Annotated in this window: 17 protein-coding genes, 1 tRNA gene and 2 pseudogenes; 10 read left to right on the forward strand and 10 right to left on the reverse strand. The window is 70.6% G+C overall.

Annotation, left to right across the window (positions count from 1 at the left end; translation table 11 throughout):
• The first annotated feature begins 76 nt into the window (after window positions 1-76).
• Both QWM81_RS02840 and QWM81_RS02845 read left to right on the forward strand, forming a co-directional pair.
• Window positions 77-1,942: a DUF8823 domain-containing protein gene (locus tag QWM81_RS02840; protein ID WP_290109829.1), complete on the forward strand. Its 1,866-nt coding sequence runs from the start codon at window positions 77-79 to the stop codon at window positions 1,940-1,942.
• Between the two features lie 61 nt (window positions 1,943-2,003).
• Entirely contained in the window at window positions 2,004-2,345 is a 342-nt protein-coding gene (locus tag QWM81_RS02845; protein WP_290109830.1) for a deoxyxylulose-5-phosphate synthase, read from the forward strand.
• A 78-nt stretch (window positions 2,346-2,423) separates the two neighbouring features.
• Here QWM81_RS02845 and bla read toward each other — a convergent pair whose 3' ends face one another.
• The 3 genes from bla to QWM81_RS02860 form a co-directional block, all read right to left on the reverse strand.
• Window positions 2,424-3,341, reverse strand: a complete 918-nt coding sequence (gene bla / locus QWM81_RS02850) for a class A beta-lactamase (protein ID WP_290109831.1) — start codon at window positions 3,339-3,341, stop codon at window positions 2,424-2,426.
• A 116-nt stretch (window positions 3,342-3,457) separates the two neighbouring features.
• Window positions 3,458-4,813: a tetratricopeptide repeat protein gene (locus tag QWM81_RS02855; RefSeq protein WP_290109832.1), complete on the reverse strand. Its 1,356-nt coding sequence runs from the start codon at window positions 4,811-4,813 to the stop codon at window positions 3,458-3,460.
• Window positions 4,814-4,978: 165 nt separating this feature from the next.
• Window positions 4,979-5,407 (reverse strand): hypothetical protein, encoded by a 429-nt coding sequence (locus QWM81_RS02860; protein ID WP_290109833.1) that lies wholly within the window; start codon window positions 5,405-5,407, stop codon window positions 4,979-4,981.
• A gap of 671 nt (window positions 5,408-6,078) precedes the next feature.
• On the opposite strand from QWM81_RS02860, the gene QWM81_RS02865 reads away from it, so the two are divergent.
• Window positions 6,079-10,413, forward strand: a complete 4,335-nt coding sequence (locus QWM81_RS02865; RefSeq protein WP_290109834.1) for an nSTAND1 domain-containing NTPase — start codon at window positions 6,079-6,081, stop codon at window positions 10,411-10,413.
• Window positions 10,414-10,420: 7 nt separating this feature from the next.
• On the opposite strand, the gene QWM81_RS02870 is transcribed toward QWM81_RS02865, so the two are convergent.
• Window positions 10,421-11,320: a hypothetical protein gene (locus QWM81_RS02870; protein ID WP_290109835.1), complete on the reverse strand. Its 900-nt coding sequence runs from the start codon at window positions 11,318-11,320 to the stop codon at window positions 10,421-10,423.
• Window positions 11,321-11,555: 235 nt separating this feature from the next.
• Between QWM81_RS02870 and QWM81_RS02875 the strand changes: the two are divergent.
• The 3 genes and pseudogenes from QWM81_RS02875 to QWM81_RS02885 all read left to right on the forward strand — a co-directional run bounded on the left by QWM81_RS02875 (window position 11,556) and on the right by QWM81_RS02885 (window position 12,373).
• A pseudogene (locus tag QWM81_RS02875) lies at window positions 11,556-11,773 on the forward strand (prevent-host-death protein).
• Window positions 11,763-11,982: pseudogene (locus QWM81_RS02880) on the forward strand (PIN domain-containing protein); the annotation flags it as partial. The pseudogenes QWM81_RS02875 and QWM81_RS02880, both read left to right, overlap by 11 nt.
• Before the next feature lie 157 nt (window positions 11,983-12,139).
• Window positions 12,140-12,373 carry a hypothetical protein gene (locus QWM81_RS02885; RefSeq protein WP_290109836.1) on the forward strand — a complete coding sequence of 78 codons (234 nt, stop codon included), beginning with the start codon at window positions 12,140-12,142 and terminating at the stop codon, window positions 12,371-12,373.
• On the opposite strand, the gene QWM81_RS29240 is transcribed toward QWM81_RS02885, so the two are convergent.
• Complete coding sequence (locus QWM81_RS29240) at window positions 12,285-12,707, reverse strand: cold-shock protein (protein WP_435372311.1); 423 nt, start codon at window positions 12,705-12,707, stop codon at window positions 12,285-12,287. The genes QWM81_RS02885 and QWM81_RS29240 overlap by 89 nt on opposite strands.
• 95 nt (window positions 12,708-12,802) lie before the next feature.
• Window positions 12,803-13,219, reverse strand: a complete 417-nt coding sequence (locus QWM81_RS02895; protein ID WP_290109838.1) for a hypothetical protein — start codon at window positions 13,217-13,219, stop codon at window positions 12,803-12,805.
• Between the two features lie 724 nt (window positions 13,220-13,943).
• Here QWM81_RS02895 and QWM81_RS02900 point away from each other — a divergent pair.
• The 4 genes from QWM81_RS02900 (at window position 13,944) to QWM81_RS02915 (ending at window position 18,534) form a co-directional block, all read left to right on the forward strand.
• On the forward strand, window positions 13,944-14,258 hold the full coding sequence (locus QWM81_RS02900) for a hypothetical protein (protein ID WP_290109839.1): 315 nt from the start codon (window positions 13,944-13,946) through the stop codon (window positions 14,256-14,258).
• 135 nt (window positions 14,259-14,393) lie between these two features.
• On the forward strand, window positions 14,394-14,810 hold the full coding sequence (locus QWM81_RS02905; protein ID WP_290109840.1) for a hypothetical protein: 417 nt from the start codon (window positions 14,394-14,396) through the stop codon (window positions 14,808-14,810).
• Window positions 14,807-17,242 carry a caspase, EACC1-associated type gene (locus QWM81_RS02910; RefSeq protein ID WP_290109841.1) on the forward strand — a complete coding sequence of 812 codons (2,436 nt, stop codon included), beginning with the start codon at window positions 14,807-14,809 and terminating at the stop codon, window positions 17,240-17,242. Before QWM81_RS02905 ends, QWM81_RS02910 begins: the two co-directional genes overlap by 4 nt.
• Window positions 17,236-18,534, forward strand: coding sequence for a DEAD/DEAH box helicase (locus QWM81_RS02915; protein WP_290109842.1), 1,299 nt, complete (start codon window positions 17,236-17,238; stop codon window positions 18,532-18,534). The genes QWM81_RS02910 and QWM81_RS02915 overlap by 7 nt, the downstream gene beginning before the upstream one ends.
• 25 nt (window positions 18,535-18,559) lie before the next feature.
• Here QWM81_RS02915 and QWM81_RS02920 read toward each other — a convergent pair whose 3' ends face one another.
• The 4 genes from QWM81_RS02920 to QWM81_RS02935 all read right to left on the reverse strand — a co-directional run bounded on the left by QWM81_RS02920 (window position 18,560) and on the right by QWM81_RS02935 (window position 20,887).
• Complete coding sequence (locus QWM81_RS02920; protein ID WP_353938275.1) at window positions 18,560-19,171, reverse strand: restriction endonuclease; 612 nt, start codon at window positions 19,169-19,171, stop codon at window positions 18,560-18,562.
• A gap of 583 nt (window positions 19,172-19,754) precedes the next feature.
• On the reverse strand, window positions 19,755-20,201 hold the full coding sequence (locus QWM81_RS02925; protein ID WP_290109844.1) for a PIN domain-containing protein: 447 nt from the start codon (window positions 20,199-20,201) through the stop codon (window positions 19,755-19,757).
• On the reverse strand, window positions 20,198-20,440 hold the full coding sequence (locus tag QWM81_RS02930; protein WP_073757835.1) for a type II toxin-antitoxin system Phd/YefM family antitoxin: 243 nt from the start codon (window positions 20,438-20,440) through the stop codon (window positions 20,198-20,200). The genes QWM81_RS02925 and QWM81_RS02930 overlap by 4 nt, the downstream gene beginning before the upstream one ends.
• A gap of 374 nt (window positions 20,441-20,814) precedes the next feature.
• Window positions 20,815-20,887, reverse strand: a tRNA-Arg gene (locus QWM81_RS02935).
• Window positions 20,888-21,156 lie beyond the last annotated feature (269 nt).

The following is a 21,156-nucleotide window of genomic DNA, read 5'->3' on the forward strand; positions in this document are numbered from 1 at the left end:
CAGCACGCAGCAAGGGCCTGGGAGTGTGTGGGAGCCCGGGGGCCGGGGGGACGACGCAGAGAGCAGAGAGGCCGCAGTGACCACCGCTGAGCCGACGCGCGTGGAGAGCGCTCCGGCTGCCCGGGCGCGAATACTGGCGCCCAGGGCACCGGCCCTCTCCCCACCGCGCACGTCCGCGCCCCGTACGTCCGTGCCCCGTACGTCCGTGCCCCGTACGTCCGCGTCCGGGACGTCCCTGGCCCGCCTGTCCCTGCTCCGGCATCCGGTCACCGTCGCGACGGGGCTCGCCGCACTCACCCATGTCGTCTGGTTCTTCGTCTTCGCGAACAGCGGCGGCGACCTCGCCGCACAGGACGCGTGGGCGGAGTTCGTGGGCCGTCACCCCGACTCCGCGTACAACCTGGCCTGGTACGGCGGGATGCACCCGGTGTCGTACAGCGTCGTGTCCCCGTACCTCATGTCGCTGCTCGGCGTGCGTACGACGATGATGATCGCCGGTACGGCGTCGGCGGCGCTGACCGCGCTGATCCTCGTGCGGGTGCGGGCCGTGCGCAACCCGCTGGCGTGCTCTCTCGCGGGCGTGTTCGCGTTCCTCTGCAACGCGCTGTCGGGGCGCGTCACCTTCGGGCTGGGCATGATGTTCGCGCTGGGCGCGGTGGCGGCGGTGTTCTGCTGGCCGTACCGGTGGCGTACGAAACGCTGGGCCAAGGCGGCGGTCGCGGCGCCGCTGGCCGGGCTCGCCACGGCCGCGAGTCCGGTGGCGGGGCTGTTCCTGGGGGTGGCGGCGGCGGCCCTGTTCCTCAACAAGCGCCGCCCGGGGGCGTACGCGCTCGGTCTCGCGCCGGTCGTGGTCGTCGCGCTGTCGTCGTGGCTGTTCCCCTTCTCCGGTACGCAGCCGATGTCGTTCGGCTCGACGCTGCTGCCGTTCGCGTTCGGGGTCCTCGTCTTCCTCCTCGTACCGGAGGACTGGCGCACCGTCCGTACGGGCGCCGCGGTGTACGCCCTCGGCACGCTCCTCACGTGGCTGATCGACTCGCAGATCGGGTCGAACGTGTCGCGGCTGCCGATGCTGTTCGCGGGCGTGGTGCTGCTGGCCGCCCTGCCGTACACCGCCCCGCGCACGCGCAAGTGGTACGCGCTCGTCCTGGCCTTCGCGGGCCTCAATCTGTGGATCGGCTTCAAGAGCGCCGACGACATCATCCGTACGGCGCCGGACGCGTCCTGGGCGCGCGAGGCCGCGCCGCTGATCAACCAGTTGCAGCAGCTGGGCGCCGAGAAGGCGCGGGTGGAGGTGGTCCCGGCGCGCAGCCACCGGGAGGCGTCCGCGCTGACCCCGTACATCAACCTGGCCCGCGGCTGGAACCGCCAGGCGGACATGAAGCGGAACCCGATCTTCTACGACGACACGCTCAACTCCGCCACCTACCGCGACTGGCTGCACCGCTGGGCCGTCCACTACGTGGTGCTCCCCAAGGGCGAGCCGGACACCGGCGCCCAGCAGGAGGCGGAACTCGTCAAGGACGGCCAGCCCTACCTGCGCCCGGTCTGGTCCGACGCCAACTGGCGGCTGTACGCGGTGGAGGACCCGACCCCGCTCGCCGACCCACCGGCGACGGTGGACCGCGCGGGCGCCGGGGAGGTGACGATCCGGGTGCGTACGGCGGGCAAGGTGCTGATCCGCGTACCCTTCTCGCCCTGGCTGGCTCTGCTGGACGAGGACGGCAAGAAGGTGGAGCCGCCGCAGGAGACGGAGGCGTCGAAGCTCCGCGAGGAGGGCCCCAAGTCCTTCGTCAACACCCACGGTTGCCTGCTCAAGGCCGAGGAGGACCGGGAGGGCGACGAGTGGACGGAACTGCTCGCCCCGAAGCCCGGCGTCTACCGCCTGGCGGCCCCGTACAAACTCTTCCCCCGCGGCACCCCCTGCCCGGAGGAACTCCGCTGACGAAGGCCAGCGGTACGGAAATCGCTGGTGCGCGGCGGTGGACGATCCCTACTGTGGCCACATGTCCGGTCATGGGAAAACCTCATACGTCTGCCTGCCGTGCCGGGCCTCCTACAAGCAGTCCTACCCCGACCCCCATACCGCCGACGAACGACGCTGCGCCCGATGCCGCGAACCCCTGATCCACGTCGGCTCGGCCTTCGCACCGCCGCGAAGGCGCGACGACGCCGGATGGCGCGTCCTGTCGGTGCTCCTCAACGCGGGCATCCGCTTCCACAAGAGCTGCTGCGGCGGCCCTGGCTACCGTCCCCGCACCCTGCGCGAGGTGAAGGAATGGATCGCGTACGCCAAGGCCGGCGGCGAGCCGATCGCCCGGGCGCTCCTCCGCCACGAGCTGCCCTGACGGGGAACACGAGAACGGCCCTGCCCCCTGCCCTGACAGTGGCGAGCTGTCAGACAGGGGCAGGGCCGTGCCTCGGCGCTAGACGAGTTCCGCCGCCAGCAGTTCGGCCGTCTTTCTCACCAGCGCGTTGTCGGCCGGGGCGTCTTCCTCGGGTTGGGTCGTCAGGACGGCCATCACGATCGGGGGGCCGTCCGGCGGCCAGGTGATGCCCACGTCGTTGGCGCCGCCGTACATGCCGCTGCCGGTCTTGTCGGCGAGCAGCCAGTCGGCCGGGAGGCCGGCGCGGAAGCGCTCGGTGCTGGTGGTGTTGCGCAGCAGCCAGTCGGTGAGCCGGTGCCGGTCCCGGGGCGTCAGCACGTTGCCGAGGGTGAGGCGGGCGTAGGTCAGGCCGATCGCGTGGGGGGTGGTGGTGTCGGTCACGCGCCAGGGCTCCGCGGAGTTGAGTTCGGGCTCCCACCGGTCGAGCCGGGTGATGCCGTCGCCGATCGAGCGGCAGAACCGGGTGATGGCGGTCGGTCCCCCGAGTTCCCGGAGCAGCAGGTTGGCCGCGGCGTTGTCGCTGAAGCGGATGGCGGCGTCGCACAACTCGCTGACGGTCATTCCACCTGTGAGGTTGTCGGCCTTCGCGGTGATCGGGGAGTAACCCGACCTCTTGACGTACTCCTGGGTGTACCGGATGCGCTTGGCGAGGAACTCACCGTCACGGTCGAGGTCGCGCAGGACGGCCGCGGCCGCGAGCGTCTTGAACACCGAGGCCATCGGGAAGCGTTCGTCGGCCCGGTACGCCACCGTCCTGCCCGTGCGCATGTTGCGGCCGAACACACCCAGCCGGGCGGTGTGCTCCTCCTCAAGCTCCCTCAGCCGCGAGCCGACGCCGCCCGCGCCGGGTAAGGCGTATGCCGTCCCGCTGCCGAGTGAGAGGGCGGCGGACAGTGCCGTGCCGGCGCCCAGAGCCAGCGCGGTACGACGGGACGGGTGTGGTCCTTCGATGGGCAAGGGTCTTCCCTTCTGAGGCGATCACTGACGTACTTCACCACGCGCCGGCGGCTGGGCTGGTTTCGCCGCGTGTGGACCTTTCCGGCACGGCGCCGGTGAGGAGCCGTTCGGCGTGGTCACCGTGTGACGACCGGCCGGAACGCGTCCCGTACGCCGGACTTGGTGGTGGAGACGAACTCGTCGCCGCCCGGCCCGAGGTCGTACGTGCCGTAATACTCGTAGTGCAGGACGCGCGGGCAGCTCGTGCCGCTGATCTGCACCTCGCGCGGGTCGACGCGCTTTCCGGTGCGCAGCTCGTAGACCTTCAGCGGGATCTTGACCTTGTGGAACGTGACCTTGTGGGGGAGGTACTTCGACCGGTCGTTCTCGTAGTAGCACGTCTCGACGGCGGCTCCGTTCTCCGCCGTGTCGGCGCAGACCACGAGCGCGGCCTTGGCCGGGTCGCCGGTGCGCCAGTCGCCGGGGAGCTGGGCGGTGTACTCGGTGTCGCCGAGGAACAGCGCGCGGTTGATTCCCTTGCGGTACGGCGGGGCGCCGCTGTACTTGGCGGGCGTGTCGCAGTAGCCGGACTCCGCGCCGAACGTGTCCTTGACCAGACGGCGTACCGTGTCCAGCTCGATGGCGAGACCGGCCTTCTTCACACCGCCGCGTGCCTCGTCCACGCGTGCGTCGTCCGGGTACGTGTCGAGGAGGCGTTGGTAGTGCGCACGCGCGTGCTGCCAGTTGCCCTCATCCATCAGATCGTCGCCACATCCCACCAACGCGGCGGGTTCCACACGGGTCGCGGTGTCGGCGGACCGGTCAAGTACGTCGTGGGTGGGCTCACGGTCGCGGAGCCAGCCGGTGATGTCGGCGGTCTCGCAGGAGTCCTCGGTGGGCAGGTCGTCGAGGAAGGCGTGCAGGGCCGTCTCGACGGTCTTCTCGTTGCCGGGCTCGCTCAGGACGCGGGCGAGGATGCCGAAGCCCCGCTCCAGGTCCTTGATGCTGCCGTTCCCTCCGGCGCCGGCCAGGGCGGACGCGGCCCGCTCCAGCCGGTGGCACGCCGCCACCACCGCGTCGCCGGGTTCGACCACCGGCGCGCCCGCCAGGCGGTGGCCGAACCACACCTCGCCCTGCGCGGCCACGGCCGTCCGGCAATCACCGCCCTCGCGGGCCTCGGTCACGCGGTCCTCGATCCCGTACGCGTCGACGCGCAGCAGCACGGCGGTCAGCAGCACCGCGACCGTGACGGTCAGTGCGCCCGCGCGCTGCCCGCGCCGTACGACGTGCTCCGCGCGCCCGCGCGCCAGGAACCAGCCGTGGGCGATGCCGGCCGCCCACCACAGGAGCAGCAGGAGCTCGCACCAGGTCGCGGCGGCCGAGGCGGTGAGGTGGAGAAGCATGCCGGTGCCGAGCAGGGCGATGGCGGCCAGCCGCCACTGGCGCAGCAGCAGATAACCGATGCCGAGCAGTGAGGCGTTGCCGAGCGCCACCGCCACCGGGTCGCACGGGGCATGGGCCCTGGGCGCAGGGGCCCTGGGCGGCTCGGGGGGCTCGGGAGGCCCGGGAGGTTGAGGCGTTTCCGGCGGCCCGCCGGGCGGCCCGCCGGGCTGCGGCCGGTACGGGTCGTGTTCGTACGTCGGGTCTTCCATGGGTGATCACCACCGAGGTGCGGTGGGCGCCTGACTGCGTACGGAGAACCAGCGGCGGCCGGTTTCGCCAAGCACCACCCACAGGGCCACCACATCGATGCCGGAGACCACGAGCATGGCGAGGCTGGGCGTCCCGGCGGCCAGCGAGCCGATGAAACTGAGGACCGTCGAGAACACCACGAGGATCAGCCACACGGCGAGCACCACACGGACCCAGGGGCGGCGCTTGCGAGCCAGTACGACGCAGACGACCTGGAGCGCGGCCATCCCCCAGCAGAACAGCGCCACGAACCAGGCCATGCCCATCGGCATGAGCAGGTTCTGCCCGTGCTCCTGCTTGCTGTAGTTCTCCTGGAGGATCGCCCAGCCGCCGAAGGCCGTGCCCAGCGCGTGCACGGTGACGATCACGAGAACGAAGACGAGCGCCCCGGTCATGCGCGCCGTTTCGGGCGGAGTGGAGGGAGTGGACGGACCGGGCGGACCGGGCGGACCGGGCTGACCGGATGGATCGGGCGGGCCGGGCTGACCTGGCTGACCGGTCTGATGGGGCTGGTGCGGAGAGCTGTGCATCGCGGAATCACCTCGCGCTTTTGTTGTCCGGCAGGTTGTAGACCCGGGCCCAGTCCACTTCGCAGACGGCGCTCTGCATGTCGTCCCCCTGGAAGTTGCCGAGCTGGATGGTCTGGTGCATGGACGGGGCGCACTGGACGCAGTCGCGGTGTGCAGTCGCGGTCCGCGTTCGCGCCACCGGCGAACCGGCGAACCGGCGAAGCGGAACCAGGCGGGCCCGAACCCTCCCCCGTTTCGCCGGGCTCGGACCACGCCATGGCCCGTCGTGAGTCCGTCCACGTCATGTCCCTCGGGTATTCGACCGCCGTACGCCGTTGTTCAGCAGGCCCTCTTCCGGCCCTGAACAACTCGGAGGCGTGAACCGGACCAACTGGCCGGGAGGATGCGCGAGGATCGCGTGAACGCCCCTGCCCCGCCTGCCGATACGGCGGGAGTCCGATTGCGCCCGTCCCCGCGGCTGCCTACCGTGGGCGCCCGGGTGGGCGCGCTGGGTGAGGGCCCGGCGATGGCAGGGGTGGACGAGGGGAGGGCGGGACGTGGCGGGACAATCAGGGCCGGGCCGCACCGAAGGGGAACTGGATCCGGCGGCCGGACCGGTGCCGCGATTCGCCGCCGGGCTGCGCGCGCTGCGCGAGTCCGCGGGGAAGCCCACGTACCGGGCGATGGCCAAGCAGGCGGGGTACGGGGTGACCGCCCTGTCGCAGGCGGCGGCCGGGAAGCAGCTGCCCACCCGCGCGGTGACGCTCGCCTACGTGAAGGCGTGCGGCGGTGACGTGAACGAGTGGGAGCGGCGCTGGCGCGAGACGTCGGCCGAGGTGGCCGCCGAGGCCGCCGAGGCCGCCCACGACGAGACCTCCCGGCCCCCGTACCGGGGCCTGACCCGGTACGAACCGGGCGACGCCGAGCTGTTCTTCGGCCGCGACCAGCTCGTGGAGCGGCTGACCGAGCTGAGCCGCAAGCACCGCTTCACCGCCGTCTTCGGCCCCTCCGGCAGCGGCAAGTCCTCGCTGTTGCGCGCCGGCCTGATCCCCCGGCTGCGGACTCCGGGTGACGGCGACCGTGATTCCCCTCCGGCAGCCGTACGCATCCTCACGCCCGGTGCGGACCCGCTGCGCACGCACGCCGACCGGCTCACGCCCGTACCCGGCACCGACGCCGACACCTGGCTGATCGTCGACCAGTTCGAGGAGCTGTACACCCTCGGCGCCGACCCCGCTGGCGTCGCCCCCGCCGACGCCGCTCACCCCGGCGGCCTGGCCTACCCCGGCGGCCTCGCCGACCCAGGCGGCCTCGCCGGCCCAGGGGGCCCCGCTGGCCCTGCCCATCCCGGCGGCTCGCCTAACCCCGCCGGCCCCGCCCACCCCGCCGGCCCCGCCCACCCCGGCGGCCCCGCCCATCCCGCCCATCCCGGCGGCCCCGGCCACCCCGCTCACCCCGGCGGCCCCGCCGACCCAGGGGGCCCCGCTGGCCCTGCCCATCCCGCCGACCCCGCCCACCCCGGCCACCCCGGCGGTCCCGCCGACCCAGGGGGCCCCGCTGGCCCCGCCCATCCCGGCGGGCCCCCTAACCCCGCCGACCCCGCCAACCCCGGAGGCCCCGGCCACCCCGGCGGCCTCGCCGACACCGCCCACCCCGCTCACCCAGGCCGCCCCGCCGGCCCCGCCGACCCCGCCCGCCCCGCCCACCGGGACGCTTTCATCGACCGCCTTCTCGCCGCCACCGACGCCGACAGCCGGCTGCGCGTCGTCATCGCGGTGCGGGCCGATTTCCTCGGCCGCTGCGCCGAACACTCCGGCCTCACCGCCGCGTTGCAGGACGCCACGCTGCTCGTCGGGCCGATGAGCCGCGCGGAGCTGCGGGAGGCCATCGTCCGCCCGGCCGCCGCAGCAGGTCTGATCGTCGAACGCTCCCTGACCGATCGCCTCCTGGACGAGGTCGAGGACGCCCCGGGCGGACTGCCGCTCATGTCGCACGCCCTGCTGGAGACCTGGCGCCACCGCAGCGGCCGCGTCCTGACCGAGGCCGCGTACGAGGCGGCCGGCGGGCTGCACGGCGCCGTCGTCCGCACGGCCGAGCAGGTGTACGGCGAACTCACCGCGCCGCAGGCCGAGCTGGCCCGCCGTATCCTGCTCCGCCTCGTCGCCCCCGGCTGGGGGGCCGCCTTGGAGGGAAGCCCACAGTTCGGGGCAGGCGCACCCGACACGCGTCGCCCCGCCGAGCACGCGGAGCTGGACTTCGGCAACCCCGCCGACACCCGGGTGGTACTGGAACGTCTGGTCCGAGCCCGGCTCATCACCTTCGACGACGGCACCGTCGACCTCGCCCACGAAGCCCTCATCACCGCGTGGCCCCGCCTGCGCGCATGGGTGGACGCCGAACGCGACCGGCTGCGCGTCCACCGCTCCCTCTCCGAGGCGGCCCGCACCTGGCAGGCACTCGGCCGAGAGAACGCCGCGCTCTACGCCGGCTCCCGCCTGGACGCCGCCCGCGACGCCTTCCCGCAGAACGCCGCACCGGGCGACCCCGAGCAGCGCCGCGCCGACGAACTGACCTTGCTGGAACGGCAGTTCCTGGCCGCCTCGCTCCGGCGCCGGCACCGCGCCGCGCGACTGCGCCGTACGGTCGTGGCCGTACTCGCCGCACTCGTGCTGCTCGCCACCGGCACCGCCGTCGTCGCCCTCCAGGCGCGCGCCACCGCGCGGGCCGAACGGGACGACGCGGTCTTCGGCCGCCTCACCACCGAGGCCGACAGCGTCCGCGAGACGCACGCGGGGCTGGCCGCCCGGCTCGACGTCGCCGCGCACCGCATGCGCTCCACCCCGGACCTGCGGACCCGGCTGGCCTCGGACGCGGGCCGGGTGCTGGCCACCCGGCTGCCCGGCCACGACGGTCTCGGCAGTTCGGTGGCGTACGCGCCGGACGGCCGCACCCTCGCCAGCGGCGGCCACGACGGCACGGTCCGGCTGTGGGACACCGCCACGGGGCGGCAACTGGTCCGGCCGCTGCACTTGCGTACGGGACGGGTCGGCGCGGTCGCCTTCACACCGGCGGACGGTGACCTGCTGGTGGCCGCCGGGAGGGGCGGCGCCATCCAGCTCTGGGACGTACGCGACCGGGAGCGGCCCCGCGCGGTCGGCCGGCCGCTGGTGAGCCACGGCGAGCAGAACGTCGTCTCCGTCGCGTTCGCCCCGGATGGCCGGGCGCTGGCCAGCGCGGGCGACGACGGGACCGTACGGCTGTGGGACCTGAGCGACCCGGCCCGCCCCGCGCCGCTCGGCGAGCCCGCCGAGGCCGACGAGTCCGAGGCGGGCAGCGTCCGCGCCGTCGCGTTCGCCCCGGACGGGCGCACCCTGGCCACGGCCGGCTTCGACGGGGCCGTACGGATGTGGCGGTTCAGCGAGGACGACGGGATCGCACCGCTCGGCAAGCCGCTGCGCGCACACACCGCCTCCGTCTGGTCGCTGGCCTTCTCCCCGGACGGGGACACCCTGGCCACGGCCGGCTTCGACGAGACCGTACGGTTGTGGGACGCGTCCGACCGGGGCCGCCCGAAGCCGCTGGGTCAACCGCTCACCGAGCACACCGCGCCCGTCATGTCGGTGGCCTTCAGCCGTGACGGCCGTACCCTGGCGACCGCGGGCGAGGACGACGCGCCGATCCTGTGGAACGTGGCCAACCCCGCGTACCCGCAGCAACTCGGGGAGCCGCTGACCGGCCACACGGAGGCCGTGTGGGAGGTGGCCTTCAGCCGCGACGGCCGCACCCTCGCCAGTACCGGCGCCGACGGCAGCGTCCTCCTCTGGCACCGGCCGCCGACCGTGCTGACCGACTTCACCAACCCGCTGACCGCCGTCGCCTACAGCCCGGACGGCCGCCTGCTCGCCGCCGCCAGTACCGACGACGCGCTGATCCGCCTGTGGGACGTGGGCGAGCCGGGCCGCCCGCGCCGGCTGCCGCGAGCCCTCACCGGCCACGAGGACGAGGTGCTGGCCGTCGCGTTCGCCCCGGACGGCCGTACGGTGGCCGGTGGCTCGAAGGACGGCACCGTACGGCTGTGGGATCTCTCCACGCCCGAACGTCCCGCCCCGCTCGGTCAGCCGCTGGCCGCGCACGACGGCGGTGCCCTCGCGGTCGCCTTCGCCCCGGACGGCCGCACGTTGGCCTCCGGCGGACGTGACGGCGCGGTGCGGTTGTGGGACGTACGCGGGCCGGACCGGGTTCGGCCGCTCGGCGAACCGCTGCGCGGCCACGCGGACGCCGTCACCTCCGTGGCCTTCGCCCCGGACGGCCGCACCCTGGCCACCGGCAGCGAGGACGACACGGCGCGCCTGTGGCACGTGGGCGCCGGGGCGCGGGTGCGGCCCGCCGGCGCTGCCCTGACCGGGCACGACGAGGCGGTCAACGCGGTGGCCTTCGCCCCGGACGGGAAGACGCTGGCGACGGGCGGCGACGACCGTACGGTGCGGCTGTGGGACGTGGAACGGGCGGGCCGCGCGCGGCCGGTGGGGGCGGAGCTGGCCGGGCACCGCGGGCCGGTCACGTCCGTGGCCTTCGCCCCGGACGGGAAGACACTGGCGACGGGCAGCGGGGACCACACGGTCCGCCTGTGGGACGTGGTCGACCCGGCCCGCGCCGGGATGGCCGGCCAGGAACTCACCGGCCACCTGGAGACGGTCACCTCCGTCGCGTTCAGCCCGGCAGGCGACGCCCTCGCCTCCGCCGGCTACGACCTGACGGCCCGGGTGTGGACCCTGGACGCGGACCGTGCCGCGGAGTACGTCTGTGACCGCACCGGCGGCGTCCTCACGCGAGCCGAATGGGAGGAGCACCTGCCGCGACTGGGCTACCAGGAGGTATGCGAGGAGCGCTGATGACAGCTCAGGGGATGGTGAACTTCAGCACGGCACCGTCCTCGTTCTGCGCGACGACGGTCGCCTTCAGATCGTCGCCGAACTCCGCCACACCGCCCTGGCCGCCGAGCTGCATCACGCTGTTCGGCGTCCGGAAGGTGACGAAGTCGTCCCCCGCGGTGACATGCACGCTCAGCCCGTTCGCCGTGATGCTCACCGGCGAGGTCACCAGAACCTCACACTCGCCGTCCGAGCACGCGCCGGTGTTCTTGCCGTCCGCCGCCTTGGGCAGCGGGCCGGAGGGATCGGGCGCGGGCGAAGCCGTCTCCTCGGCGGGTTTCCACCCCGGCGCGCACTGCGCCGCGCTCTTGTACGCGGCGGCGAGCCGCGGGTCCTTCTTCGTCAGCGCGGGCAGGTCCGGCTTGGGCGGTGCGAGGGACTGGACGAGCCTGTCGACGCCCGCGGCACTGCCCTCGGCATCGTCGAAGGCCGCGCTCGGGGACACCTCGTCGAGTTCCACCACGACGCCCTTCACCTCCTTCAGCCAGGCGTCCCGCAGCCGGTCGGCCACGGGCACGCCCGACGCGCCGAGGTCCGTCAGGTCGCGTTCCACGTCCTCCACCGCCATCGGCGTCCGGGAGAGGTAGCTCATGGCGAGGACTTCGGCGGACGCACCGATCTCTTCCGGGTTCCGGATCTCCTTCAGGTCCGCCGCGCTCTCCGCCCGAAGGTCCTCCAGCGCGATCGCCGACTCGCACATGCCGCCGACCCACGTCACCAGCTCCCTCGACGGTGGCCGCACCGGCGCCGGCTCGGCCGACCCCTTGCCCACCGAGCGGGCCTTCTCATCCGCCCCGCCCCCGCAGCCCCCAACGACCAGCACCACCCCGGCGGCGGCCACCACGGCGACGCTCCCCCTCTTGACCATCCCACGACCTCTCTCCGCGCGGCGATCGCATCTTCGCGGGCAGACACCCGCCCCTCAGGCCCAGTCCACCGCCGCACGGATTGTTCAGCCACCCGATCCGAGCCCTGAACAACGCCCGGGCTGGACGCCTTGGTGCGCACCGAACACGCGAAGCACCAGGGCTGCCCAGTCCAGCCTCGTTGGGTGGCAGCCCGAAATCACCCAACGGGATCTCCGCAACCGCTCCCGGAAGATCATGGACGCCATACAGGGCGACCAGTCGTTCACCGTCACCCGCGACGGACACCCGGTCGGTCAGCTCGTTCCTCTCCGCTCCGGCGCCACCGCCGCTTTGTCTCCCGCCAGGAGTTCGCCGCGCTGTCCAAGGCCGCTCCCGACGTCGACCTCGACCTGTTCCGCGCCGACCAGGAGGCCACGGCCGATACCTACCCGGACGATCCCGATGTCCGCTGACCGCTCGGCCTATGCGCAGGGGCTCCTCGACACCCGCATCATTGCGCCGTTGGGTGGCCCCCGAGGAACTGCCGGACGAAATGGCGATCAGCACCATCACCCTGGCTGAGTTGTCCGCCGGTCCGCACGACGTCCGTCGCAACAATGAACAGAGCGGTTACGACCAACACGCTGAACGCGCCCGCAGGCTCGACGTCCTGCAACCAGCTTCGCCAGCGTGTGCACCCGCTGGGCGGTCAGTCTGCCCCCGGGGAGGCTGGTGTGCTGGCGCTCGAAACTCTGAGCGAGGAGAGGCAGGCACGATCACGATGCCGCATCGCTCGTCGGCGGCGGTGACCTGCGGCAGCGGCGGCCGTTGATCAGATCATGATGAAGCGAAGCATCCTTACCACTGCCGTATTCGCTGTCGGCACGGCCATCGTCGCCATTGCGCCAGCACACGCGGGGATCGTCGACGGCACCCTCAACAACCTCCAGCTCGTCGACCACATCTCGCTGCTGGACTCGAACATCAACAGCGACTCGCAGTCCACCAAGAACACCAACGCCAACACCCGCAGCGACGGTGAACTGAACAACGCCAACGGTCAGCACCAGTAAGGCACTCACCACGACTGCCCACTGTCCTTCTGCCGGGCGGTGGTAGCCAGTCGAAAAGGTCGGATGGTAAGGCCGAAGGTGGCCTTACCGTCCGGCGGTTTCTACCACGCCGGCCGGGAGGCGAGTCGACCCGGGCGGACGAGCTCATGCCTCTGCCGATGACCGCGTCCGCCTGCATGCCATTCTCGCGCGGCACCTCAAGGGAGGTCACTTTTTGACCTTCCTTGAGGCTTTTGAAGCCACTGCCCTGGATCGCTCTGCAGTGCACGAAGAGATCGGGGCCGGCTTGTGGGGTGATAGAGCCGAATCCCTTCTCCTGGTTGAACGACTTCACGATGCCGGACTGTCGCTGAGTTGCTGACCTGCGGCGGCTGGGTTGGTCGGCGAGGCCCCGGCGGTCAGTGACCGCCGGGGCCGGGTCCTGTTTGATCAGGCCGTGGACTTGTGGATCTTCCAGTCGGCGACGTTGGAGCTGCGGTTGAAGTAGCCGTTCGTGCAGAGGTCGTACTTTCCGCCCGTGGCGGTGCTGTGGCCGTTGGTCTCCAGGAAGCCGCCGTTGTCGCCGTAGGTGTTCCAGAAGTGGACGACGTCGCCGGCGCGGACGTTCTGGTCTGCAGGTGAGGAGGTCTGCGCGAAAATCCTCCATCGGCCGGTGCCCGTGGCGCGGTCCCTGGTCTGTGAGGTGGAGACCTCGTACTTGGCGCCGGCGTTCCTCTGGTCGGTGGTGGCGTGGCCGTTCGTGTCGAGGTAGCCGCCCTCGCCGCCGTAGAGGTTGCGCAGGTAGACCAGATCGCCGCTGATGATGAGCTGGCCGGCGGCCTTGCCGGAAGCGGAGAGGATCCTCAAGGGTCGATACCTTGTGTCATTGGTTTCTAGGCCGTGTCCAATGGGGCGAGCGCCTCCTCTCACCCATGTGGCTTTTACGCGGGAGCTGACACCACTTGTCGCTCAGGGCGGGGAACGCTCAGTTTTTCCGGAGGGCAGTGTTGCTGAGTTCTGGCAACACTCGGGGCCATGCGGTGGGAGCCTGAGGGTGCTCGGCGACATGAGGGTGCGATGGCGCTCGTGGTCGTCCAGTCGATCAGCGAAGCGCCCCGCTCCCTCGAGCGGCAAGCCTATGTACGTGTCGGACTACGCCTTGGCTAGGCGCCAGGAGGCGGAGCTGTTAGGGCGGTCGGAGTTGCTCGGGATGGTGACTCGCTGAGTGGTGTAGCAACTGGCCAAGCTGGTCCAGTTTCGAGTGTCGAGCAAGCTGGCGGTCATCCTCGCTCGGCTTGGCGGTGAGAAGTTCGACACCTCGTCCAGGACCAGGATGCTCAGCATCATCCTCGCCCGGCAGCACAGCGCCAGGTGTGAGTAGTCGGGGTGCAGGAAGTAGCGCCGAGGATGATCACGGTCGGCTATGGCGGAGGGCTCTGCCGGAGTTCGATCGCTCCTCGGCACTGCCGGGGAACCACCCGGTCACACCGGCCGTGTCGGACCGCCCAGGAGTGCTGGAGTCCGGCGTCGTTGATGTCACTCCTAGATGTCAGAGCGGAGCAACCCGCGCGCTCGCTGGCACGATGAGCCCGTGGTTGACCTGGAGCGCACCAAAGCAGAGACCGTGGCGTACTTCCGAGCACTCGATGAGAACGCCACCCTGCGACACCACTTCCGCCATGCTGACGAGGACGGCAACTCGTGGTACTTCGAGGCCGTACTGGACCGCGGCGAGATGATCGCCGTCAAGCAAGCCGAGCTGACTTCGGCCGGCCAACTCCACCGGTACAGCTGGGAGCACCTGGAGGACGTGCACGGCTTTCTGACAGACCAAGCGATCGACCCTGAAGAGGATCCGTTGGAGGCCATCCCGGCCGAAGAGTTCCAGCGAGTGTGGGCTCGGTGAGCGGGCTGGACAACCACTTCAGGAGAGCGGGCGGCTGGCTGAATGGTGCCCCTGCGGATACCCGCCGAGCTGTTGCCAGGGGCACCTTCATGCCAGAGTCATCACACGTGACGGCTCGATAGCAAGGAGTGGTGAATGCGGGACAGGGGGCGCCGGTGGCAGCTCGTGGTGCCGACCGGCGGGGACGCGCTGCGGCAGGAACGGCTCACGCGTGATCTGTATGCGGCACTGCAGGAGTCGGAGGGCGTGGTTGCCGGTCTCGCTCAAGACGATGCGGCAGTCCAGCCCGGTCACAAGGGCGCCGGTGTTGGCGACCTGGTGCTCTGGGCTGCCACGGCAACCGCTGTCGCCCGGCCCGCTTCCCAGGTCCTGATCACCGCGATCAAGGAATGGTGCGCCAAGGACCGTCACCGCAAGGTCGAGGTCACCTACGACGGGCACACCGTCGCCATCACGGGCCGCCCTGACGCCGCTCAGGAGCGCGTGGTCCGCGAGTTCCTGGACAAAGTGGGTGACGCCCCGTCCAGCGCGCCGGAGGACGACGGGGAGTGACTCGACTGGTCAAGCGCCGCGCCCTGCTGATCGGCAATGAGCACTACGACGACAGCCGCTTCCCGCCGCTGCCGTCGACACAGGCCGACATCTGGGGCATGGAGCAGGTCCTGAGACACCGCAACATCGGCGGGTTCATCTCCATCGAGTCCCGGGACAACCTGACCGCCGACGACATGCGGCAGGCCATCAGCGAGTTCCTGGAAACTTGCGAGCAGGACGAACTGGCCCTGGTGTACATGTCCGGACACGGCGCGCGACTCGTCCGCGACGGCGGGGAGTTCCACTTCATTGCCACCGACACCGACTTCGACCGGATCGCCGAGACCGGCGTGAGCGCCGGCTTCGTCAACGAGCAACTAGAGCAGTACTGGTCCCCGCAGAAGGTCCTGGTGATCGACTGCTGCCGCAGCGGCGGCTTCGCTGTGGGCCTGCGTACGTCCGACCGTCGGCCCGAATCGGTGGCGAAGTCTGCTGAGGAGCCCTTGCTGACCAGCCGTGGCGTGTACGTGCTGTCGTCCTCACGGGCCGGCGAGGACTCGTACGCCGACACGAACAGCACCGGCGAGGTGCGGCCGTCCGCCTTCACCGCCGAGGTCATCGAAGCCCTGCGCACCGGCAAGGTGAGCAAGGACGGCAAGGGCGACGTCTCGGTGGACGACTTGTTCCACTACGTCAACCGGCGCATGCGAGCCCAAGGCGCCCGTCAGGTGCCCGTGAAGTCCGCGCACAGCGTTGACGACCGCATCGTCATCGCCGACTGTCCTCTCGGGACCGCCCCGCTGCTCGTACCTCTCACCCGTCGCCCGTCCCCCGCGGCGCCGGATCAGCCAGCCCAGGCAGCCACTCCCAAGTCCGTGCAATCTCAGCCATCTTGGCCCCAGCTCCTGGACTACTACCGCGAGTGCGTGCTGTCCGACGAGACCGAAACGCCGTTGATGTCGGTGAGCGACCACGACACCTCGTACGTCTGCCTCTCCGGGGCGGAGCGACTTCTCTCCGGCGATGTCGACGACGACGGCTGCATCCCCGTCCCCGCGGAAGCCGTCCCGCTGATCGAGTCGGCCACCGAGCAGGAAGCCGAACTCTGGGCCGGCTACCCGGCCGTCGTCGTGACCGGACCACGCGGCGGACGCCCCTGGCGCCACCCGAAGTTCGCACCACTGCTGATCCGCCGCGTCGAGATCGTCTCCGAAGACGGCCAGGTACGGCTCAAACCCTACGGTCCCGTGCAGCCGCACCCTCAGCTGGCGCGGGACTGGCTCGGTGAGGAGGAGGCCGCACAGCTCGCCGATACCTTCCAGCCGACCTGGCATCGCGGCCAGCACGACCGCATGGCCGTCGAAGCGAGCAAGCTCCTCATGGAGGAGTTCGAGATCCCGTGTGTTCAGGAACTCCATCCCGATCAGCTCGCCGACCGCATCGACATCCACACACCCGGCCACGGCGCCCGCAATACCGCCGTCCTCTTCACCGCACTGCCCGACACCGCCTACACGAAGAAACTCCTGGACGACTTCGCTGGCATCGCCGAGCAGACGGACCGCATCCAGGCGACAGCACTCTCCGCCCTCTCCCCCGACCTAGCGGAGCGGACCCGCGCACTGGCCCTGTCGGAGCAAGAGCCGTCACGCCTGGTGACACCACTGTCCTGTAACGAGGCCCAGGCCGCTGTGCTGTGCTCAGCCATGACGCGGCGTCTGACCGTCGCCACCGGACCGCCCGGCACCGGCAAGAGCCAGCTCGTGGCCAATCTCGTCGCCACAGCAGTCACCAGCGGCCAGACCGTTCTCGTGGCGTCCAACAACAACGAGGCGGTGGACGAGGTCTGGCGCCGCTGCGACAAGCTCGTACCCGGAAGCGTGATACGCACCGGATCAGCCCGGGCCAAGTCCGGGAACTACCTCGAGACCGAGGCCAAAGGCCTGGACACCCTGCGCACCGCGCCGGAACCCGTGCTCAACACGGCCACTGCCGCCATGGACGTCGACATCGCCCTCGGCCAACTCGCCCGCGTCCGGCAGGACCTCGCCCAGGTCACCAAGACCGAGAAGGATCTGCTGCAAGCCGGCAAACTGCGTGAGGAGCACGCCGAACAACTCGGCCGGTCCGTATCCGAACTCACCGAGAACCTGTCACAGGCAGAGCGGCTGGACGAGCTGGAAGTCCGTGCGCGACGTCTCGCCCGCGCACGGCTCTTCGGCCCATGGCGGCGCAGGCGCTTTCTGACCAAGATCGGTCTGGGAACCTTCGAAGGTGACCGAGTAGAAGGCTGTCTCGCTCTCGCCGGCTTCGCGGCCGCGGAAGCATCATGGCGCAACGGTTACGCACGGGTCGCCGACCTCGATGACGACAAGCTCGCTAGACACTCGGCACCGCCCAAGCCGGAGTACAGAACGCCTCTCGCACCCTCCTCGAAAGCACTGTGCTGACCAACGCGCGCGCCGGACGCCAGCGCATCCGCAACCTTCTGAGCGCGAGGGACAGCAACCGCACCGACTGGCCCGCCGTACGCGAAGTACTCCCCGCGGCACCCGGCTGGGCGGTCACCAGCCTTTCCGCGCGACGCTTCCCCCTTGGTCCCGCCCTCTTCGACCTGGTCGTCATCGACGAAGCCAGCCAGTGCGCCATCCCGCACGTGCTTCCGCTGCTGTTCCGGGCTCGGCGCGCCCTGATCATCGGGGACGCCATGCAGCTACCGCACATCGCAAAGATCAGCCCGGAACGCGAGGCTCTGATCCGCCGCAAGACCGGCCTGCGCTCCGACTGGTTGGAGAAGCGCCGGCTCGCCCACCGCCGCCACTCCGCATTCCACGCCGCCGAGCGGGCTGCCGGAGACACCCTCCTCCTCGACGAGCACTTCCGCTGCCACCCGGACATCGCCGCCGTGTCCAACGAGCTCTTTTACGACCAGGGACTGACGGTCCTCACCGACACTCGAGGCCGCCCCTCCTTGCCCAGACGACCGATCTTCTGGTCCCACGTTCCCGGACGGGCCACCCGACCCCCTTACGGCGGCTCCTGGGTGAACCACGATGAGATCCGGCAGGTGGACAGTTTCGTCCGCGCCCTGCTGGAGCAGCTGTCCGATGAGGCCACGATCGGTGTGGTCACTCCCTTCGCACCCCAGGCCGACGAACTCCGCAGCCAGCTGAGGCGATACGGCCAGCAACGGCTGCGCGTCGGCACCGTGCACACCTTCCAGGGCGGCGAGCGCGACGTCATGATCTTCTCCCTCGTCGCGGGTGAGGGCATGCATGACAGCGCGATCGGCTGGGTTCACCGCCAGCTCAACCTGTGGAATGTCGCCATCACCCGGGCCCGCAGCCACCTCATCGTGGTCGGGGACATGAACCTGTGGCGTAAGTGGGGCGGTGTCGCCGCCGAGCTCCTGAACGCCGCCACCACGAACCGCCCTCGCGTCGACGAGCGCGCCGGAGACGACCTGCTGCGGCGCCTCTACCAGGTCATGTCCGCACAGCCTGGTACGAGGGCGGCGCTCGGCGAGAGCGTCAACGGGCACCCTGTCGACGTACTGGTACGGCCCCAGGACGCTGCCGGTCCACGCGCGGTCTTGCTCGACCTTGGGCCGGACGACGACGTCGACGAGGCACGCCACCTGCGTCTCATGCTGCACCGCCGCCAACTCCTGGACGGCGCCGAAACAGGTGGTCAGGCCATGCGCTACCCGGCGTGGAGGCTCTACGACACCAGCACCGACTGACCCAGCGGCGGCCCTTCGGAGCAGGTCACTTCCCGTAGGCCTGGTTCCAGCGCGCCCGGTGACGGGAGTCCCCTTGACCGTGCCCGTTCACACGGCTCAGCGCCAGAAGGGACGCTCCGTTGTTCCACAGACCGAGGTGATCGCGATGCACGGCGAGAATGCCGTGCTCCACCGCGAACCTCTCGGAGGGACGGCTGAACCTGGTGGTCGTCACGAATACCGCCACGTCGGCCCGGAAGTGCACTTTGGCGCCCAGCAAGTCACGTAGCTCACGGCTGGCGATGGTGCTGCTGGGCGCGTACCGCTTGCATTGAATCACCATCGTCCGGCCATCCGGCAGACGACCGACGACATCGGCACCGTTGTCGTGCGAACCGCCCACCCGCCGAACCTCGGTGCACCCGTCCCGGCGGCACAAGCCGGCAACCAGCTCCTCGAACTCGGTGCCCGTCATCGCATCCACCTCGGTCAGGGTCCGCCGACCGGCCTTCACCGCCTCGTCCTGCCGCCAGCGGCAGTCCCGAGCACGCACACTCCGGTCGGTACGCCACAGCCACCAACCCACCGCTCCCGTGCCGCCGAGGAGCACGCCCCCTACGACGTACGGCCATACCGCCGACCAGAAGGTCACCAGCACGATCAGCAACCCACCACCGGCGAGCACGATCGGCTTCGCCCGCGCCCTCCGCCGACGACGACCAGCCGGAATGCGTCCACGTCGAACAGCCAATTCGGCCTCCCCCCCCTGCACTGCCCCGAACCGAGAGTCTCGACAACGCAGGACGAGCCCGGAAGAGCGCGACTCAGCCATGGCCGATTCGGCTCAGCCATATCCGGGACGCCGAGGTAGTCCGGCGCCGCGGATCGGCCGGCGTCACCGGGGCGGGTCCCGCCGGACGCGGCAACCTCCGTGGCCTTGCTTGGACAGGAAGGATCTTGGTTGCAGGACTCTTGGGCCCGTGCTGGAGATGGCGGTGGTGAGGCAGCCTCGCCGATGTACACCACGTTTACGCCCCCTGTGCCGGTGCATGGCCAGGCTCCAGTACCGCGCCGGTCGAGGCGCTCCTCGCTACGTGCTGGCCACTCGTACCACTGTGGACAAGTGCGCGCGGGATTAACTGCGACTGGCACATTCGGTGGTCTCGGCAGGTCACGGCAAAAGTGGCCACCACGGTCCGGAAGGTGGCTCGCGCGCCCCAATCCGTCCCCGTCCACCATCTCTACAGGTCGTCGGGCAGGAGTCTGAAGGCCGGGTGGCCGGTCAGGGGCCGGACCATGCGGAAGTGGTGGTCGGTGGTGAGCAGGGCATCGGTGCGGTAGGCGGCGGCGAGGGCGACGTTCATGGCGTCGGTGAGGCCGATGCCTTTGCCGCCGTCGGCGTCCGCGTAGCCTTCGGCGACCGCGATCGCCGCGCTCAGCTGAGTGCTGACGGAGGGCACCTCGAAGCGTCGGGTTGCGACGTTACGTTCGATGAAGCGCGCCGCGATCAGGGCCTTCTGGGCTCCGGCACGGGTTGAGATCAGGTAGTCCAGTTCGGCCAGGACCATGGGGGAGATGACGAGGTGGCTGGTTGCTGCCAGGGCCTTCTTGTGTTCCTGGTGGCCGGTGAGTTTCGGGTCGAGCAGGCGGTACAGGCCGTTGGTGTCGGCGACGGCGACCAGGCTCACGCGCCCATCCCCTTGAGGGTGTCCTCGATCTCGTCGTCGGTGAGGTCGGGCAGGCCGAGATCGGGGAGGTCGAGGTCGCCCATGGCGTCGGTCGGGTACGGGGGCACCTCGGTGTCGTTTATCGGGACGACCCGTGCGACGGGGGTCCCGTTCTTGGTGACGGTGACGGTCTCGCCGCGGGCTGCTGCGGCGAGGATCTGGGAGGATTTCTGGTTGAACTCGCGGGCCGTGGTCTCCATGTAGTACATGTTACTACGCGAGTGATGTGCATCGGTGGGCACCTCGTACCCATGGAGTACGGGCCTGAAGTGCGGGACTCGGGGCGGGTGCGCACCATGGCGATCGAAGCGGTGTGCACCGCTTTCTCCAGAGGGTTCTCCGGTACGTGCGGCCAGGTGTTTCCGTCGACGCCCAGCATCGCCGAAGCGGTCCGGCCAGGGCGGGAATGTCATACAGGTCATGGAGAAACCGTGCGAAACGCCGGGGGGTGCTCGACGTAAAGCTGCCTGATGTTAGTCATCGTGCCGCTCCCATCAGGTCCCACTTGGGACAAAAACACCCCTCCGTGACATCCGCGGAGGGGTGTTATGTCCAACTACTTGGCGCTTTGTCGTGCCCCCGGCAGGATTCGAACCTGCGACACCCGCTTTAGGAGAGCGGTGCTCTATCCCCTGAGCTACGGAGGCGGGGAGCTGTAGGACACGTGGTTCCTGCAGTGTGGGTGGTGCGCTGCCGTGGCGGAGCACCGGCGTCAGTGTAGCGGGTGGGGGTGTGGTGGTGGGGGCCGCCGGGGGTGGATGGCCCCGTTGGGGTGGCGGGTGACGTCTTGGGGGGTGGCGCGTTCCGGCGGGTGGCCGTAGCCGTTGGTGGCGGGGCGCTCGTGCAGGCCGTCGCTGCGCGCTGCCGCAGCCGTTCGGCGGCCTGTGCGGCGGGGGGATGGGTGGTGGATACATCG

This window comes from Streptomyces ficellus (genome assembly GCF_030406405.1).
Classification (GTDB): Bacteria; Actinomycetota; Actinomycetes; order Streptomycetales; family Streptomycetaceae; genus Streptomyces; species Streptomyces ficellus_B.

Excerpts from the sequence above, each read along its gene's own strand:
- QWM81_RS02845 (WP_290109830.1), top strand. The coding sequence starts at position 2,004 with ATGTCCGGTCATGGGAAAACCTCATACGTCTGCCTGCCGTGCCGGGCC.
- QWM81_RS02860 (WP_290109833.1), bottom strand. The coding sequence starts at position 5,407 with ATGACCGGGGCGCTCGTCTTCGTTCTCGTGATCGTCACCGTGCACGCG.
- QWM81_RS02870 (WP_290109835.1), bottom strand. The coding sequence starts at position 11,320 with ATGGTCAAGAGGGGGAGCGTCGCCGTGGTGGCCGCCGCCGGGGTGGTG.
- QWM81_RS02885 (WP_290109836.1), top strand. The coding sequence starts at position 12,140 with ATGATGAAGCGAAGCATCCTTACCACTGCCGTATTCGCTGTCGGCACG.
- QWM81_RS02905 (WP_290109840.1), top strand. The coding sequence starts at position 14,394 with ATGCGGGACAGGGGGCGCCGGTGGCAGCTCGTGGTGCCGACCGGCGGG.
- QWM81_RS02930 (WP_073757835.1), bottom strand. The coding sequence starts at position 20,440 with ATGGAGACCACGGCCCGCGAGTTCAACCAGAAATCCTCCCAGATCCTC.